This window comes from Streptomyces sp. JLBJ103, assembly GCF_058215575.1.
The window spans coordinates 2807897-2823070 of record NZ_CM177089.1; the positions used below are offsets into that span (position 1 = coordinate 2807897).

The window sequence follows — 15174 nt, forward strand, 5'->3', positions numbered from 1 at the left end:
GCCCTGAGAAAGGCGGAGGCGAACCGAGCCGCAAGAAAGACCGAGCCACAAGAAAGGCAGTATGCCGCGATGGCCGAGGAGAGCTACCGGACCGAGCGCGACTCCATGGGAGAGGTGCGGGTCCCCGCGCACGCCAAGTGGCGGGCCCAGACCCAGCGGGCGGTGGAGAACTTCCCCGTCAGCGGCCAGCGCCTGGAGCGGGCGCATATCGCGGCGCTGGCCCGGATCAAGGCCGCGGCGGCCACCGTCAACGCCGGTCTTGGCGTGATCGACGAGGACATCGCCGCGGCCGTCGTGGAGGCGGCGGCGGAGGTCGCCGAGGGCCGCTGGGACGACCACTTCCCGGTGGACGTCTTCCAGACCGGCTCGGGCACCTCGTCCAATATGAACACCAACGAGGTGCTGGCCACCCTGGCGAGCGAACGGCTGGGCCGCGCGGTGCACCCCAACGACCACGTCAACGCCAGCCAGTCGTCCAACGACGTCTTCCCCTCCTCCATCCACATCGCGGCCACCGCCGCCGTCACCGCCGATCTGATCCCGGCGCTGAGCCGGCTCGCCGAGGCGCTGGAGCGCAAGGCCGCGGAGTTCGCCGAGGTGGTCAAGGCGGGGCGCACGCATCTGATGGACGCCACCCCGGTGACGCTGGGCCAGGAGTTCGGCGGTTATGCCGCGCAGGTCCGGTACGGGATCGAGCGGCTGCGCTCCTCGCTGCCCCGGCTGGCCGAACTGCCGCTGGGCGGTACGGCGGTGGGCACCGGCATCAACACCCCGCCCGGGTTCGCCCCCGCCGTGATCGCCGAGCTGACGCGGACCACCGGGCTGCCGCTCACCGAGGCCCGGGACCACTTCGAGGCCCAGGGTGCCCGGGACGGGCTGGTGGAGACCTCGGGGCAGCTGCGGACCATCGCGGTCGGGCTGACCAAGATCGCCAACGATCTGCGCTGGATGGCCTCGGGCCCGCGCACCGGGCTGGCCGAGATCGCGCTGCCCGACCTCCAGCCCGGTTCGTCGATCATGCCGGGGAAGGTCAACCCGGTGATCCCCGAAGCGGTGCTGATGGTCGCCGCCCAGGTCACCGGCAATGACACCACGGTCGCCACGGCCGGGGCCGCCGGGAACTTCGAGCTCAACGTGATGCTCCCGGTGATGGCGAAGAACCTGCTGGAGTCGATCCGGCTGCTGGCCAACGCCTCCCGGCTGCTGGCCGACCGCACCGTCGACGGGATCACGGCCGACGCCGAGCGCGCCCGCGAGTACGCCGAGTCCTCCCCGTCCGTCGTCACCCCGCTCAATCGCTACCTCGGCTACGAGGAGGCGGCCAAGGTCGCCAAGACGTCCCTGGCCGAGCGGAAGACCATCCGCCAGGTGGTGCTGGAGTCTGGCTATGTGGAGCGCGGGCTGCTGACCCGGGAGCAGCTGGACGAGGCGCTGGACGTGCTGCGTATGACGCATCCGTAACCTTGTGTGGGACAACCGTTGCGGCATAGGTCACGGCACCGCGGCCCGCTCACACCTAAGATCTGCTCATGACAGCGGACATCGTGGAGACGACGGGGACGGCGGGTACCGCCCGATGGGCGCCGGGTGACCACATCCTGTGGCGCTACCGGGCCAACGCCGCCGACCGCATCCACATCTGCCGCCCCGTAACCGTCGTCGAGGACACCCCCGAACTGCTGGCCGTCTGGCTCGCCCCGGGCACCCCCTGCGTCAAACCGCAGCTGACCGACGGCACCTCGGTGCACCGCGAGCCGCTGTCCACCCGCTACACCAAGCCGCGGACCACCGCGCTGTGCCAGTGGCTGGGCACCGGAGTGCTCAAGCTGGCGCGGCCCGGGGAACCGTGGTCGGTGTGGCTTTTCTGGGAACACGGCTGGCAGTTCAAGAACTGGTACGTGAACCTGGAAGAGCCGCTGGCCCGCTGGGCCGGCGGGGTGGACTCCGAGGACCACTTCCTGGACCTCGCGGTCTACCCGGACCGCAGCTGGGAATGGAAGGACGAGGACGAGTTCGCGCAGGCCCAGCGGGCCGGCCTGATGGACGCGGTACAGGCGCGCCGGGTCCGGGCCGCCGGCCGGGCGGCCGTGGGACTCATCGAAGCGTGGGGAGCGCCGTTCCGGGACGGCTGGGAGGACTGGCGGCCCGACCCGGCCTGGCCGGTCCCCGCGCTTCCGGCGGACTGGGACCGTAAGGACAGGGGGCATACGTCCGCGCACTCGAGGTCCTGAACCTCTTGTTGTGCACCGGTGTTTCAAACGTAGGATCGTCGTCCGGAAGACCGCACCCGCGGGAAACCAGACACTGGCGCAACTCACGGACGATGCACAGGATCTGACGTAATGTCACAGGAGGGGCGGAGTCGTGAGCAGTGAGGACGACTACGGCGACGGCTACGAGGGGTACCAGGACTTCGACCGCCTGGCGCTGGACCGCAGCGGCCAGGCCGAGGCCTTCGACGCGATAGGCGACCGTTACGACGAAGCCTTTCCGCACAAGGAGGGCCAGGTCAAGGCCGGTCAGTGGCTGGCCGGCACACTCGCTCCCGGCTCCCGGGTGCTCGATGTCGGCTGCGGCACCGGACTGCCCACGGCCCGTCAGCTGACCGACGCCGGGCACCGGGTCACCGGGATCGACATCTCCCCGGGCATGCTCAAGCTGGCCCGGGACAACGTCCCCGGCGCCGAGTTCCACCAGGTGGACATCGTCGATCTGCGGGCCGGTGGGCGCTACGGCCCCGGAGGGGCACGGGAGCTCGGCCCCTTCGACGGCATCGTCGCCTTCTTCGCGCTGGTGCTGCTGCCCCGCCCGGAGATCCCCTACGCGCTGCGGGCGCTGCACGCGGTACTCAGACCCGGCGGACCGATGACCCTCGGCATGGTGGAGGCGGACGTGGACGACTTCGCGATCCCGTTCCTCGGCAACTCGATCCGGGTATCCGGCTATCTGCGGGAGGATCTCCGACAGGTCGTCAGTGACGCGGGCTTCGAGATCACCGGGGAGGAATCGCACGCGTACGCCCCGGCCAGCACGGATGTGCCACCCGAGATCCAGCTGTATCTGCACTGCCGACGACGTGCCTGACACTCGGTGCGCCCCCCACACCAGGGCGCACGGCCCCGGACGGATGGAAACCCACGCGTGACGGAGCACCCGACCTCCCACAACAGGCGACAGGCTGCCGCCCCTGCCGCCGCCTCGGGCACGCCCGAGGACACGCACGGCGCGGTCCCGGACCCGCGGACCGCCGTGCGGCAGACGGCTGCCCCGCGCGGCGGCGGAGGTACCGAGCGCCGGAGCGCGGCGCACAGCGAGCACCCGGCACAGCCGGAGCACGGCACACCGGAGGGCGAGCCTGTGTGGGACGCGGACCGCAATGCCGCCAGAGGCGCGGCACGCCGACCCGGAGCGCGGGACGGCTCCCCCGACCGGGAGCCGCGCGCCCCGGAGGCCGGGCACCGGGATTCCGGCCGCCCCGGCGCCGCCGCGGGTGAACACCCCGCCCAGCCCGGTGAGTCGCCCGACGCGGTGGTCACGGCGGCCGGTGAGGTCGCGTACACCGCGCCCGGCGGCGGGGTGCCCGCGGTGGTGCCGCCCGCCGGTGGCGCCGGCGCGGCCGAGACGGCCGCCGCGCGGGACCGCGGCGGGGACCGGCTGCGCTTCGTCGGCGCGGCGACCCGGCGGATCGCGCGCGGTATCGACCTCGACGAGATCGTGCTCGGCCTGTGCCGGGCCACCGTGCCCACCTTCGCCGACGCGATCCTGGTCTATCTGCGCGATCCGCTGCCGGTGGGCGACGAGCGGCCGGTGGGCCCGGTGGTGCTGCGGCTGCGCCGTACCGACAGGATCCCGCTGGACCCGGACACCGACAGCGGCCGACTGCCGCTGATGCCCTCCCAGCCGGATCTGTCGCCCGCCGTGGGCGGCGGCCCGGCGGCCGAGCTGTGCGAGGTGGAGGCGGGCGGTCCGCTGGCCGAGGTGCTGCGCGGGGTGCGGCCGGTCTTCGGCGACTCCCAGGCCGCCCGGGCCGCGCTGCCCGAACTCCTCGGCGAGGGGCCCTCGGTGGCCACCGGGCAGCGCACCGTGCTGGCGCCGCTGCGCGGCCGCCGCCGGGTGATCGGCGCGGCGGTGTTCGTCCGCCGCCCGGACCGGCCGCCGTTCGAACCGGACGATCTGCTGGTCGCGGCCCAGCTCGCCACCCATACCGCGCTCGGTGTGGACAAGGCGGTGCTCTACGGCCGCGAGGTGTACATCGCGGACGAGTTGCAGCGCACCATGCTGCCCGACTCGCTGCCGCAGCCCACCGGCGTCCGGCTGGCCAGCCGCTATCTGCCCGCCGCGGAAACCGCGCGGGTCGGCGGCGACTGGTACGACGCGATCCCGCTGCCCGGCAACCGGGTGGCGCTGGTGGTCGGCGATGTGATGGGCCACTCCATGACCTCTGCCGCGATCATGGGCCAGCTGCGCACCACCGCACAGACCCTGGCCGGTCTCGATCTGCCGCCGCAGGAGGTACTGCACCACCTCGACGAGCAGGCCCAGCGGCTGGGCACCGACCGCATGGCCACCTGCATGTACGCGGTCTACGACCCGGTCGCGCACCGCATCGTGGTGGCCAACGCGGGCCATCCGCCGCCCCTGCTGCTGCACCGCGGCGGCCGGGCCGAGGTGCTGCGGGTGCCGCCGGGCGCGCCGATCGGGGTCGGCGGCGTCGACTTCGAGGCGGTCGAGCTGGACGCCCCGGCCGGGGCCACGCTGATGCTCTACACCGACGGTCTGGTCGAGTCGCGGATGCGCGATGTGTGGACCGGGATCGAGCAGCTGCGGGAGCGGCTGACCGCCACCGCGCGGCTCACCGGCCCCAACCCGCCGCCGCTGGAGCCGCTGTGCGACGAGGTGCTGGACATGCTCGGGCCCGGCGACCGCGATGACGATGTGGCGCTGCTGGCGGCCCGGTTCGAGGGCATCGCGCCCAGCGATGTCGCGTACTGGTTCCTGGATCCGAAGGCGCAGACCGCCGGGCAGGCCCGTCGGCTGGCCCGCCGCGCCCTGGCCCGCTGGGATCTGGACGATCTGACGGACGCGGTGGAACTGTTGGTGAGCGAGGTGGTCACCAACGCGGTGCGGTACGCGGAGCGGCCGATCACCCTGCGGCTGCTGCGCACGGACGTCCTGCGCTGTGAGGTCGGCGACGATGTGCCGCAGCTGCCGCGGCTGCGCCAGGCCCGGCCGTCCGACGAGGGCGGCCGCGGGCTGTACCTGGTCAACCGGATGGCGCGGCGCTGGGGCGCGACCCGGCTGAGCACCGGCAAGGTGGTCTGGTTCGAGCTCGCGCTGCCGTCCTGACCTGACCCGCCGCCCCCGGAAACCATCGGGCCCCGAACCGCGAGGAGCGGTTCGGGGCCCGGGGTGCGTTTACGGCTTCTGCCGATTGTGACCGGTGCCGCTCTCGCCGGTCGGGGTGGTCGGGCTCGTCGGGGTGGACGGCGTCCCCCCGCCGGTCGGGGTGGTCGTGGACTGGGAAGGCGGCACCGTCGGGGTCGACGGCTTGGTCTCCGACTCGGTCGGTGTCGCCGTCGGCGACTCGGACGGCGACTCGGACGGCGACTCGGTCGGTGTCGCCGTCGGCGACTCGGACGGGGACTGCGAGGTGGGCGGCGGTACCGCGGCCCCCATGTCCGTGTCCAGGTCGAACTCGGTGTCCTTCGTGTCGTCCGCCGCGACGCCCATGTACGCCGCCCAGATCGAGGCCGGGAAGTCGCCGCCGTTGACGCGACCGCCGCCGGCGGTGCCCCGGAGGGTGGTCTGCTTGCCGCCCGGCACCTCGCCGAACATACCGACGGAGGTGACCAGACCCGGGGTGTAGCCGGTGAACCAGGCGGACTTGTTGTCGTCCGAGGTGCCCGTCTTGCCCGCCACGTCCATGCCCTGGCGCTGCACGGCCTTACCGGTGCCGTCGGCGACCACACCGGTGAGGACGGAGGTGACGGAGTCGGCGGCGCCGCGGCTGATCGCCTGACCGGTGGTCGGGTCGGGCAGTTGGGCCTTCTCGTCGCCCTTCTCGGCGGACTTCACGATCGCCGGGGTGACCTTCTTGCCGTGGTTGTCGAGGGTCGCGTAGACCCCGGCCATGTCGTACGGGCTGGCGCCCATCACCCCCAGCGACATCGACGGGTTCTCGCCGAAGCCTCCGGCCTTCCCGTTCATCCCGAGGTCGACGGCGGTCTGCTTGACCTTGGCCAGGCCCACGTCCACGGCCATCTGCGCGTAGACGGAGTTGACCGAGTGGTTCATCGCCTTCTGGACGCTGATCTGGCCGTAGGAGATGTTGTCCTCGTTGGGCGGGGAGAAGCCGACGGGGCCGGTGCTGCTCTTCACCGGCCGCTTGCTGGTGCCGTCGTACTCGGTGTTGGCGGTGATCGGGGTGCCGTCCTGGGTGGTGGAGTCGTTCTCCAGCGCGGAGGCGAGGATCAGCGGCTTGAAGGTGGAGGCGGGCTGGTAGTCCTCACGGGTCGCGTTGTTGATCCAGTGCTTGGTGTAGCCCTTGCCGCCGTACATGGCCACCACACCACCGGTCTTGGGGTCCACCGAGACCGCGCCGACCTGGGCGTGCTTGTCGACCTGGCGCTTTTTCGGGTCGAGTTTGTCGGTCAGCTGGGTGTGGACCGCCTTCTCCAGCGACTTCTGCTTCTTGCGGTCGATGTTGAGGGTGATGGTCCAGCCGCCGGCCTCGAACTCCTTCTCGTCCACACCGGCCTTGAAGAGCTCCTTCTTGGCGGCGGCGATGAAGTACCCGGTCTGGCCTTCGAGTCCGGGGAGGGGACGGGGGTCGCCGGGCTTCTTGAACTTCATGCCCGCACGATCGCTCTTGGACAGCCAGCCCTTCTCGACCATGTTGTTGAGGATGTAGTTCCAGCGGGCCTTGACCAGCTTCTTGCCGTTGGGACCCGCGGTCGAGTAGTCGTACTGGCTGGGTGCCTGGAGCAGCGCGGCGAGATAGGCGCCCTCCGCCACGCTGAGTTTCTCGGCGTCCTTGTTGTAGTACGCGCGGGCGGCGGCCTGGATGCCGTAGGCGTTCCGGCCGTAGTAGCTGGTGTTGATGTACCCGGCCAGGATGTAGTCCTTGGACTTCTGCTGATCCACCTTGAGCGAGATCACCAGCTCCTTGGCCTTGCGGCTGACCGTCTGCTCCTGGCTGAGGTAGTAGTTCTTCACATACTGCTGGGTGATGGTCGAGCCACCCTGCTTGCCCCGGCCGAGCGCGGTGTTGATCAGGCCGCGGACGGTGCCCGTGAAGGAGACACCGGAGTCGGTGTAGAAGTCCTTGTTCTCCGCGGCGACGAAGGTGTGCTGCACCGCCTTGGGGATCTTCGACAGCGGTACGGACTCACGGTTGATGTCGCCCGTCTTCGCCATGATCGAGCCGTCGCTGTACTTGTAGATGTTGGCCTGCGCCCTGGCCTCCGCATTGGCGCCGGGCACATCCACCCAGAAATAGAGCGCGAAGAACGCTCCGACAAGCAGTGCGCAGAAGGTGACCACATACGCGAGGATCTTCTTCCAGGTGAAGAAGCGGCGTATGCCCCCCTTCGTTCCGGCCTTCTTGGCCTTGCGGGCGCCCTGCTGCCGTACGCGCCGCTCTTCCGCTCTACCCATCTCTCCTGCCGTTCCCGTCAGTCAGCTCCCCAGCCCAGCTCACGAAGCTAACACCGCGACAACCCTCACATACTCATCGATCTTGCATTTTCGGATGGTGACAAAGAGCACCCACCTCAAGGGAACTGACGGCCGAAGGGCGCGCAGGGTTGTCAGATGCGTTAAAGTGATAGCACTTTGATAGCCGCCGGTCGCTGCATCACACGGCCTGGCCTCGAGAGAACACGGGGACCGACATGTCCGATGTCACATCCGCAGCACCCCGCACCGAACCCCGGATAGCGGAGCGGCCCGCCCGCCATGTCAGCGGCGGCCTCGCCCTGCTCGGCGGACTGGCCGGGCTGGCCGCCGGGGTCGGGCTGATCCTCGCCGGGGCGGCGGTCGCCGCCGAGCACAAGGGCGCCGGATCCACCGCGCTGATCGTCTCCGGGATCGTGGTGGCCCTCACCGCGCTGATCACCGTGTGCGGACTGAACACCATCGCCCCGGGTGAGGCCCGGGTCGTCCAGCTCTTCGGCCGCTACCGCGGCACCATCCGAACCGACGGTCTGCGCTGGGTGAACCCGCTTACCAGCCGGGAGAAGATCTCCACCCGGGTGCGCAACCACGAGACCGCGGTGCTCAAGGTCAACGACGCGTACGGCAATCCGATCGAGCTGGCCGCGGTGGTCGTATGGAAGGTGGAGGACACCGCGCAGGCCCTGTTCGCGGTGGACGACTTCCTGGAGTTCGTCGCCACCCAGACCGAGGCGGCGGTGCGGCACATCGCCATCGAGTACCCCTACGACGCCCATGACGAGGACGGCCTGTCGCTGCGCGGGAACGCCGAGGAGATCACCGAGAAGCTGGCCGCGGAGCTGCACGCCCGGGTCGAGGCGGCCGGTGTGCGCATCGTCGAGTCGCGCTTCACCCACCTCGCCTACGCTCCGGAGATCGCCTCCGCGATGCTCCAGCGACAGCAGGCGGGCGCCGTGGTCGCCGCGCGCCGCCATATCGTGGACGGCGCGGTCGGCATGGTCGAGGCCGCACTGGCCCGGATCACCGAGGAGCAGATCGTGGAGCTGGACGAGGAGCGCAAGGCCGCCATGGTCAGCAATCTGATGGTGGTGCTGTGCGGGGACCGTTCGCCGCAGCCCGTCCTCAATACCGGCACCCTCTACCAGTGACGGGACACGAGCGCCCCGCCGAGCCCGCCGAGCCGGAGCGGCCGCCCGAACGGCAGCCGCGCCGGCCGCGGCAGCAGCGCAAGCAGATGCTGCTGCGGCTCGATCCGGCCGTGCACGACGCGCTCGCGCGCTGGGCCAACGACGAACTGCGCAGCGCCAACGCACAGATCGAGTTCCTGCTGCGCAAGGCGCTCTCGGACGCGGGCCGGCTGCCGGGTTCCGCGCGGCCGATCCCGCGCCGCGGCCGCCCGCCGCGCGATACCGCCCCCGACCAGACGGACTGACCGGGCCCCGAGGCGGCCCCACCCTCCACACCTTGTTGACCTGCGTAAACGATCTATTCACCGCAGCTATACACACGACGTATACCCGTCGTGTAGAGTGCCGCGCATGTCCATCGGCCACACCCTGCTCGGACTCCTGGAGTCCGGCCCGCGCCACGGCTACGACCTCAAGCGGGCCTTCGACGAACGATTCGGTCATGACCGCCCGCTCCACTACGGGCAGGTCTACTCGACCATGTCCCGCCTCCTGAAGAACGGTCTCGTCGAGGTCGACGGCATCGAGCACGGCGGGGGCCCCGAGCGCAAGCGCTACGCCATCACCGACGCCGGCATCACCGATGTCGGACAGTGGCTCGCCCAGCCCGAGAAGCCCGAGCCCTACCTCCAGTCGGTGCTCTACACCAAGGTCGTCCTCGCCCTGCTCACCGGGCGCGACGCCGCCGATCTGCTCGATGTCCAACGCGCCGAGCATCTGCGGCTGATGCGCGAGCTGACCCAGCGCAAGCGCTCGGGCGATCTCAGCGACCAACTGATCTGCGACCACGCACTGTTCCATCTCGAGGCCGATCTGCGCTGGCTGGAGCTGACCGCGGCCCGCCTCGGCCAACTCGGCAAGGCGGTACGTTCATGACTCCCGCGGGCTCACTCCTCACCGCCGACGGCCTCCACAAGGCGTACGGCCCCACCCCCGCGCTCGACGGCGCGGACTTCTCCATCCACCCCGGCGAGGTCGTCGCCGTCATGGGCCCCTCCGGCTCCGGCAAGTCCACCCTGCTGCACTGCTTGGCCGGGATCGTCACCCCGGACGCGGGCTCGGTCCACTACGGCGGACGCGATCTGTCCGCGATGTCGGACGCCGAGCGCAGCAAGCTGCGCCGCGGTGAGTTCGGCTTCGTCTTCCAGTTCGGCCAGCTCGTCCCGGAACTCAACTGTGTGGAGAACGTGGCGCTTCCGCTGCGGCTGAACGGCGTCAAGCGCAAGGAGGCCGAAGCGCGGGCGCTGTCCTGGCTGGAGCGGCTGGAGGTCGCGGATGTCCGCGACAAGCGCCCCGGTGAGGTCTCCGGCGGTCAGGGGCAGCGCGTCGCCGTCGCCCGCTCGCTGGTCACCAACCCGCGGGTGCTGTTCGCCGACGAACCCACCGGCGCGCTGGACTCCCTCAACGGGGAGCGGGTGATGGAGCTGCTCACCGAGGCCGCCCGGGAGACCCGCGCCGCCGTGGTCCTGGTCACCCATGAGGCCCGCGTCGCCGCCTACTCCGACCGCGAGATCGTGGTGCGCGACGGCAAGGCCCGGGACATGGCGGGCGCCCGATGACCGCCCAGGAGACCGCCACCGCACCACCTCAGCGCCTGGAGCCCGAGCCGCGCGGCGCCATCGCCCGTTGGACTGCCGATCTCGCCATGGGCGCCCGCTTCGCGGTCACCGGCGGCCGGGAGAGCTGGGCCAGGACGATCATGACAGCGGTCGGGGTGGGGCTCGGCGTGGCGCTGCTGCTGTTCGCCTCCTCCGCCCCCAACGCCTACAGCCTCCGTGACGAACGGGGCGCGGCCCGCGCGATCTCGGGCGAGGGGATCGACCCCCACCCGAAGCCGGGTCCGCACACCGTACGGGTTGCCAGCGCGGACACCACGTTCCACTCGGACGACATCGAGGGGGAGTTGATCGCGCCCGACGGGGACAGCCCGGCCAAGCCCCCGGGGGTGGACCGCGTCCCGGCCCCCGGTGAGATGTGGGTCTCCCCCGCGCTGAAGAAGCTGCTCGCCGACCACGACCTGCTCCGCCAGCGCCTGCCCTACCGCGTCGTCGGCACCATCGCCGACAGCGGACTGTCCGGCCCGAGCGATCTGCGGTACTACGCGGGTGCCGACGGCGCGGCGTTCCGGAACGACACCGGGCAACGCCTCGAGCACTGGGGCGCCCCTCCCGCGACCCATCAGCTGAACCCCGGGGTCCTGCTGCTCGTCATCATCGGCTGTGTGGTGTTGCTGCTGCCGGTCCTGATCTTCATCGCCACCGCCGCACGCTTCGGCGGCGAGCGGCGCGACCGGCGGCTGGCCGCGCTGCGCCTGGTGGGCGCGGACGGCCGGATGACCCGGCGGGTCGCGGCCGGGGAGTCGCTCGTCGGCTCGCTCCTCGGACTGCTGACCGGTACGGCGCTGTTCCTGGGACTGCGCGAGCTGGCCAGCACGGTCACCCTGGACGACATCAGCTTCTTCGCCTCCGACATCCGTCCGTCCGTACCGCTGGCGCTGCTGATCGCGCTTGTCGTGCCGAGCTCGGCCGTGCTCGTCACCCTGGCCGCGCTGCGCGGCATCGCCATCGAGCCGCTGGGCGTCGTACGCAATGCCAAACCCCGTCGGCGCAGGCTGTGGTGGCGGCTGCTGCTGCCGGTGCTGGGCATCGGTCTGCTGATGCCGCTCGCGGGCGGCTACGGCGCCACCAGCAGGAGCAGCACCTTTGAGGGGTACCAGGCGGCGGCCGGCGCGGTCCTGCTGCTGATCGGCATCACCGCACTGCTGCCCTGGCTGGTCGAGGCGGTCGTCGAACGGTTCAGCAAGGGCCCGGTGCCCTGGCAGCTCGCCACCCGTCGGCTCCAGCTCAGCAGCGGGACGGCGGCCCGTGCGGTGAGCGGCATCACCGTCGCCGTCGCCGGGGCGATCGCGCTCCAGATGCTCTTCGCCAGCGTGCAGAGCCACGAGACGAAGTCCACCGGTCAGGACCCCCGCCGCGCCCAGATAGTCGCGAGCCTCCGGGTCGACAACGGGGCCCAGGCCAACGCCGTCTTCGCCAAGTACCGCGGCACCAAGGGTGTGCGCCAGGTGCTCGGCAGCACCTCGGGGTCCGTGGGCGAGGCCCATCCCAAGAAGAAGGTGCGTAGGGACGCCCCGACGGAGTCGGTCACGGTCGCCGACTGCGCCACGCTGCGCGAGATGGCCAACCTCCGCCGCTGCTCCGACGGCGATGTCTTCGTGGCCACGTCCGATGCCTACCCCGCGGATGAGCCCTCGTTCCTCAAGCCCGGTGCGCAGGTCAATCTGCGGCTGGACAAGGAGGGCTATCCGGTCGCGAAGAACCCGAGGCTGTGGACCGTCCCACGATCGGCCAAGACCGTGACGACGAAGCCGGACGCATCGGGCGCCGAGAGCCCCGGTGTCCTGGCCACACCCGGCGCCTTCGATGTCTCCCGGTTCACCGATCCCACGGCCCAGGCCCTGCTGCGGCTGGACCCGAAGGTGCCGGATGCCATCGAGTACGCGCGCAACACCAGTGCGGAGCTGTCCCCGACGATGGACGTCTTCACGCTGGTCAGCACCTCGGCGTCCAATCAGTTCACGATGCTCCGCAAGGGGCTGTTCATCGGCGCCACCGCGACCCTGATGCTCATCGGGGCGAGCATGATCGTCTCAATGCTGGAGCAACTGCGCGATCGCAAGCGGCTGCTGTCCGTCCTGGTGGCCTTCGGCACCCGCCGCGCCACGCTCAGCTGGTCCGTGCTGTGGCAGACCGCCGTCCCCGTGATCCTGGGCCTGGCCCTGTCCACCGCGGGCGGGCTCGCACTGGGCACGATGCTGCTGAAGATGGTCAACGAGCGCTGGGCCGTGGACTGGTCGAGCCTGACCCTGATGAACGGCGTGGGCGCGGGCGTCATCCTCCTGGTGACCCTGGTCAGTCTGCCGCCCCTGTGGCGGATGATGCGCCCGGAGGGGCTGCGTACCGAGTGACGGTGGACCCCCCACAGGGGCCGGTGCGCATTACGGGGTGATGCGCACCGGCAGCGGGCGCAGGGCGTCGCGCAGGGCGGAGGCGAACGATTCGAACTCCTCCGCCCGCGCGGCGCCCGCGCGCATGGCCAGGGCGATCCGCCGGGCAGGCGCCGGGTCGGCGAAATAGCCGGTGGTCAGGTGGTCGCCGCGACCGGTCTCCACCCGCAGTGCGGTGCGCGGCAGCAGGGTCACCCCGAGGCCGCCCGCGACCAGCTGCACCAGCGTGGCCAACCCGGCGGCGCTGGTGGTCACCGGGGCGCCCTCGGTCCGGCCCGCCTCCCGGCAGATGTCCAGCGCCTGATCGCGCAGACAGTGGCCCTCGTCCAGCAGCAGCAGATCCAGCTCCTTGAGCGCCTCGCGCGGGATGTCGCTGCGCCCGCCCAGCCAGTGGTCCTGCGGCATGACCAGCACGAAGTCCTCGTCGAAAAGCGGCAGCTCGACCACGCCGGGGGCGCCGAGCGGCACCGCGAGCAGCAGCAGATCCAGCCGTCCGTGGGCCAGCCCGTCCAGCAGCGAGGCGGTCTGCTCCTCGTACACCTGGAGATCGAGGTCGGGGTAGTTCCGGTGCACCAGCCGCAGCACGGTGGGCAGCAGATACGGCGCCACGGTCGGGATCACCCCGAGCCGCAGCACCCCCGTGAACGGCGCTCGGGCCGCCTCCGCCTCCTCCAGCAGCTCACCGACCGCCTCCAGGACCGTACGGGCCCGGGCCGCGAGCCGCTCCCCCGCCGGGCTCAGCAGCACCTTCCGCGTCGTACGCTCCAGCAGCTGCACCCCGAGGGTCTCCTCCAGGGCGGCGACGGCCCCCGAGAGCGCGGGCTGACTCATGCCGATGGCCGCCGCGGCGTCCCGGAAGTGCAGCTGCTCCGCGACCGCCACGAAGGCTCTGAGCTGGGACAGGCTGGGCTGCCGTGGCTTGCCGGGTGTGGTGGGCACAGCCACTGATAGCCACCTCCAATCAACAGCACCGAGTCTAGCTATTTCACTGATCAATGTCAGCTGTGCAAGGGTGAGAGCCGTCCAACCCCATGGAATCCCAGATCAAAAGGGTTTCCTATCCGAAAGCTGCAAGGAGAGCGCGTGCTCACTGTCGGTGACAAGTTCCCCCAGTTCGATCTGACCGCCTGTGTCTCGCTGGAGAGCGGCAAGGAGTTCGAGCAGATCAACCACAAGTCCTACGAGGGCAAGTGGAAGGTCGTCTTCGCGTGGCCCAAGGACTTCACCTTCGTGTGCCCGACCGAGATCGCGGCGTTCGGCAAGCTGAACGACGAGTTCGCCGACCGTGACGCGCAGATCCTCGGCTTCTCCGGCGACTCCGAGTTCGTCCACCACGCCTGGCGCAAGGACCACGCCGACCTGCGTGACCTGCCCTTCCCGATGCTGGCCGACTCCAAGCACGAGCTGATGCGCGACCTCGGCATCGAGGGCGAGGACGGCTTCGCGCAGCGCGCCGTCTTCATCGTGGACCCGAACAACGAGATCCAGTTCACCATGGTGACGGCCGGTTCCGTGGGCCGTAACCCCAAGGAGGTCCTGCGGGTGCTGGACGCCCTCCAGACCGACGAGCTGTGCCCGTGCAACTGGAGCAAGGGCGAGGACACCCTCGACCCGGTCAAGCTCCTCTCCGGCGAGTAAGGTGAGCTGATATGGCACTCGATGCGCTGAAGTCCGCGCTTCCGGACTACGCGAAGGACCTGAAGCTGAACCTCGGTTCGGTGATCGGCAACTCCGAGCTGCCGCAGCAGCAGCTGTGGGGCACCGTGCTCGCCTGCGCGATCGCCTCGCGTTCGCCGCGGGTGCTGTCGGAGCTGGAGCCGGAGGCCAAGGCCAACCTCTCGGCGGAGGCGTACACCGCCGCCAAGTCGGCCGCCGCCATCATGGCGATGAACAACGTCTACTACCGGACCCGGCACCTGCTGTCCGACCCGGAGTACCACAACCTGCGCGCGGGTCTGCGGATGAACGTCATCGGCAACCCGGGTGTGGAGAAGGTCGACTTCGAGCTGTGGTCGCTGGCCGTGTCGGCGATCAACGGCTGCGGTATGTGCCTGGACTCGCATGAGCAGGTGCTCCGCAAGGCGGGCCTGGACCGCGAGACGATCCAGGAAGCCTTCAAGATCGCTGCGGTGCTCCAGGCCGTCGGCGCCACCCTGGACGCCGAGGCCACCCTCGCCGCGGGCGCCTGAGCCCAGCGGCGCCGCTAGCGCCGCATCAGCCAAGGTTCGCCCCGGGCAAACCCTGACTGACGCGGCACTAGCGCATACGAGGAGGGGCGCCCCACCGGTCGGTGGGGCGCCCCTCTTC

Annotated in this window: 13 protein-coding genes; 11 read left to right on the forward strand and 2 right to left on the reverse strand. The window is 70.7% G+C overall.

What is annotated here, in order from left to right:
• Positions 1–69: 69 nt before the first annotated feature.
• From AC4BEG_RS11990 to AC4BEG_RS12005, 4 genes are all read left to right on the forward strand, one after another.
• Positions 70–1461, forward strand: a complete 1392-nt coding sequence (locus AC4BEG_RS11990; protein ID WP_490705872.1) for a class II fumarate hydratase — start codon at positions 70–72, stop codon at positions 1459–1461.
• A 68-nt stretch (positions 1462–1529) separates the two neighbouring features.
• Positions 1530–2231 carry a cytidylyl-2-hydroxypropylphosphonate hydrolase gene (gene fomD / locus AC4BEG_RS11995; protein ID WP_490705873.1) on the forward strand — a complete coding sequence of 234 codons (702 nt, stop codon included), beginning with the start codon at positions 1530–1532 and terminating at the stop codon, positions 2229–2231.
• Between the two features lie 133 nt (positions 2232–2364).
• Positions 2365–3084, forward strand: coding sequence for a class I SAM-dependent methyltransferase (locus AC4BEG_RS12000; RefSeq protein ID WP_490705874.1), 720 nt, complete (start codon positions 2365–2367; stop codon positions 3082–3084).
• Positions 3085–3141: 57 nt separating this feature from the next.
• Positions 3142–5346 carry a SpoIIE family protein phosphatase gene (locus AC4BEG_RS12005; protein ID WP_490705875.1) on the forward strand — a complete coding sequence of 735 codons (2205 nt, stop codon included), beginning with the start codon at positions 3142–3144 and terminating at the stop codon, positions 5344–5346.
• Positions 5347–5415: 69 nt separating this feature from the next.
• Here AC4BEG_RS12005 and AC4BEG_RS12010 read toward each other — a convergent pair whose 3' ends face one another.
• The gene (locus AC4BEG_RS12010) at positions 5416–7656 is read right to left on the reverse strand and encodes a transglycosylase domain-containing protein (RefSeq protein ID WP_490705876.1); all 2241 of its coding nucleotides are present in this window, start codon (positions 7654–7656) and stop codon (positions 5416–5418) included.
• A gap of 236 nt (positions 7657–7892) precedes the next feature.
• On the opposite strand from AC4BEG_RS12010, the gene AC4BEG_RS12015 reads away from it, so the two are divergent.
• From AC4BEG_RS12015 to AC4BEG_RS12035, 5 genes are all read left to right on the forward strand, one after another.
• A complete protein-coding gene (locus tag AC4BEG_RS12015; RefSeq protein WP_490705877.1) occupies positions 7893–8822 on the forward strand; it encodes an SPFH domain-containing protein in 930 nt (309 codons plus the stop codon).
• A complete protein-coding gene (locus tag AC4BEG_RS12020; protein WP_490705878.1) occupies positions 8819–9106 on the forward strand; it encodes a type II toxin-antitoxin system antitoxin in 288 nt (95 codons plus the stop codon). The genes AC4BEG_RS12015 and AC4BEG_RS12020 overlap by 4 nt, the downstream gene beginning before the upstream one ends.
• Before the next feature lie 106 nt (positions 9107–9212).
• Positions 9213–9737, forward strand: a complete 525-nt coding sequence (locus AC4BEG_RS12025) for a PadR family transcriptional regulator (RefSeq protein ID WP_490705879.1) — start codon at positions 9213–9215, stop codon at positions 9735–9737.
• Complete coding sequence (locus tag AC4BEG_RS12030) at positions 9734–10420, forward strand: ABC transporter ATP-binding protein (RefSeq protein WP_490705880.1); 687 nt, start codon at positions 9734–9736, stop codon at positions 10418–10420. The genes AC4BEG_RS12025 and AC4BEG_RS12030 overlap by 4 nt, the downstream gene beginning before the upstream one ends.
• On the forward strand, positions 10417–12828 hold the full coding sequence (locus AC4BEG_RS12035) for an FtsX-like permease family protein (protein ID WP_490705881.1): 2412 nt from the start codon (positions 10417–10419) through the stop codon (positions 12826–12828). Before AC4BEG_RS12030 ends, AC4BEG_RS12035 begins: the two co-directional genes overlap by 4 nt.
• 30 nt (positions 12829–12858) lie before the next feature.
• Here the strand turns inward: AC4BEG_RS12035 and AC4BEG_RS12040 are convergent, their stop codons facing one another.
• Positions 12859–13812, reverse strand: a complete 954-nt coding sequence (locus AC4BEG_RS12040) for a hydrogen peroxide-inducible genes activator (protein WP_490705882.1) — start codon at positions 13810–13812, stop codon at positions 12859–12861.
• A gap of 138 nt (positions 13813–13950) precedes the next feature.
• On the opposite strand from AC4BEG_RS12040, the gene AC4BEG_RS12045 reads away from it, so the two are divergent.
• Positions 13951–14505 (forward strand): peroxiredoxin, encoded by a 555-nt coding sequence (locus tag AC4BEG_RS12045; protein WP_201876514.1) that lies wholly within the window; start codon positions 13951–13953, stop codon positions 14503–14505.
• 11 nt (positions 14506–14516) lie between these two features.
• On the forward strand, positions 14517–15056 hold the full coding sequence (locus tag AC4BEG_RS12050; RefSeq protein WP_490705883.1) for an alkyl hydroperoxide reductase: 540 nt from the start codon (positions 14517–14519) through the stop codon (positions 15054–15056).
• The last annotated feature ends 118 nt before the right edge of the window (positions 15057–15174 follow it).